The organism is Streptomyces sp. UNOC14_S4 (assembly GCF_020740835.1).
Lineage (GTDB): Bacteria > Actinomycetota > Actinomycetes > Streptomycetales > Streptomycetaceae > Streptomyces.
In genome coordinates, this window is record NZ_JAINFC010000833.1 from 1 (window position 1) to 2,012 (window position 2,012).

The window sequence follows — 2,012 nt, forward strand, 5'->3', positions numbered from 1 at the left end:
CGCTTCCCCCCGTGCCGGACCTCGCCCGTGCCGGACCACACCCGCGCGGCGCGCGCCCTGTCATCATCCGGCTACCCACAGAACGTAAAAGAAAGGTAATCCAATTGAGAGGCCGGTGGGCAGTCCCTCCCGCGCCCGTCCGTGCAATGATGTGCGCGCCAACTGCGTACCCAACTGCATACCGGCCGCTCGAATCCACGCGGGAGAGTTCCAGCCACTGATCGTGCGATCGTGCTGGGCGCCGAAGGAGCAAGTTCCTCCCTTGAATCTCTCAGGCCCCGTACCGCGTGGGCGAGGCAGATCTGAAAAGCGGGCCGCCCCGGCGGTCCCACCGAAGGTGCAAGCCGCGGGCCCTCGTCGTCCCCGGTGAACCTCTCAGGTTCGATGACAGATGGGGAGGACGTCCTTTCTGCCATGCCTGGGAGCCCACACCATGACTGATGCCCCTCGCCGTACCGCGCTCGACGCGCTGCACCGCGCGCTCGGCGCCACGATGACCGACTTCGCGGGCTGGGACATGCCCCTGCGCTACGGCAGCGAGCGCGACGAGCACATCGCGGTCCGTACCCGCGCGGGTCTGTTCGACCTCTCGCACATGGGCGAGAGCACCGTGACCGGCCCGCAGGCGGCGGCCCTGCTGGACTACGCCCTGGTCGGCAACATCGGCGGCGTGGCGGTCGGCCGCGCCCGTTACACCATGATCTGCAACGCCGAGGGCGGCATCCTCGACGACCTGATCGTCTACCGCCTGGCTGACGAGGAGTACATGGTCGTCGCCAACGCCTCCAACGCCCAGGTGGTGCTGGACGCGCTGGCCGGGCGGGCCGCGGGCTTCGACGCCCAGGTGCGCGACGACCGCGACGCGTACGCGCTGCTCGCCGTCCAGGGCCCGGAGTCCCCCGGCATCCTGAAGTCGCTCACCGACGCCGATCTGGACGGCCTCAAGTACTACGCGGGCCTGCCGGGCACCGTCGCGGGCGTGCCCGCGCTGATCGCCCGTACCGGCTACACCGGCGAGGACGGCTTCGAGCTGTTCGTCGCCCCGGCCGACGCCGAGAAGCTGTGGCACGCGCTGACCGAGGCGGGCGCCGGGGCCGGTCTCGTGCCCTGTGGCCTCTCCTGCCGCGACACGCTGCGCCTGGAGGCGGGCATGCCGCTGTACGGGCACGAGCTGACGACCGCGACCACCCCGTTCGACGCGGGTCTGGGCCGGGTCGTGAAGTTCGAGAAGGAGGGCGACTTCGTCGGCCGCGAGGCCCTGCTGGCCGCCCGGGAGCGTGCCGAGAGCGCCCCGCCCCGCAAGCTCGTCGGCCTGATCGCCGAGGGCCGCCGGGTGCCGCGCGCCGGTTTCGCGGTGGTCGCGGACGGCGCGGTCGTCGGCGAGGTCACCTCGGGCGCCCCCTCCCCCACGCTCGGCAAGCCGATCGCCATCGCGTATGTCGACGCCGCGCACGCCACACCCGGTACAAAGGGCGTGTCCGTGGACATTCGCGGCAGCCATGAGCCCTACGAGGTCGTCGCCCTGCCCTTCTACAAGCGGCAGCGCTGAGGCCTCCCGATCCCCTCGCGTCTCACCTGTCAATACCCATTGCACAAGCATCCCCGCGTATCCAGGAGAATCGAGCCATGAGCAACCCCCAGCAGCTGCGCTACAGCAAGGAGCACGAGTGGCTGTCGGCCGCCGACGAGAACGGCGTGGCGACGGTCGGGATCACCGAGTTCGCCGCGAACTCCCTCGGTGACGTGGTCTACGCCCAGCTCCCCGCGGTCGGTGACACGGTCACCGCGGGCGAGACCTGTGGCGAGCTGGAGTCCACCAAGTCGGTCAGCGACCTCTTCGCCCCGGTGACGGGCGAGGTCGTCGAGGCCAACCAGGACGTCGTGGACGACCCGGCGCTGGTGAACTCCGAGCCCTTCGCCGGCGGCTGGCTGTTCAAGGTGAAGATCACGGACGAGCCGGCGGACCTCCTCACCGCCGACGAGTACACCGCCTTCGCCGGCTGACCCCGCCC

General features: G+C 70.6%; 2 protein-coding genes and 1 riboswitch. Both genes read left to right on the plus strand.

Features of this window, described 5'->3' with window-relative positions:
• The first annotated feature begins 190 nt into the window (after positions 1 to 190).
• A riboswitch (glycine riboswitch) is annotated at positions 191 to 296 on the plus strand.
• Positions 297 to 433: 137 nt separating this feature from the next.
• Positions 434 to 1,549 (plus strand): glycine cleavage system aminomethyltransferase GcvT, encoded by a 1,116-nt coding sequence (gene gcvT, locus K6I34_RS36240; protein WP_229332277.1) that lies wholly within the window; start codon positions 434 to 436, stop codon positions 1,547 to 1,549.
• Positions 1,550 to 1,626: 77 nt separating this feature from the next.
• Complete coding sequence (gcvH, locus tag K6I34_RS36245) at positions 1,627 to 2,004, plus strand: glycine cleavage system protein GcvH (protein WP_229332278.1); 378 nt, start codon at positions 1,627 to 1,629, stop codon at positions 2,002 to 2,004.
• Positions 2,005 to 2,012: the final 8 nt, after the last annotated feature.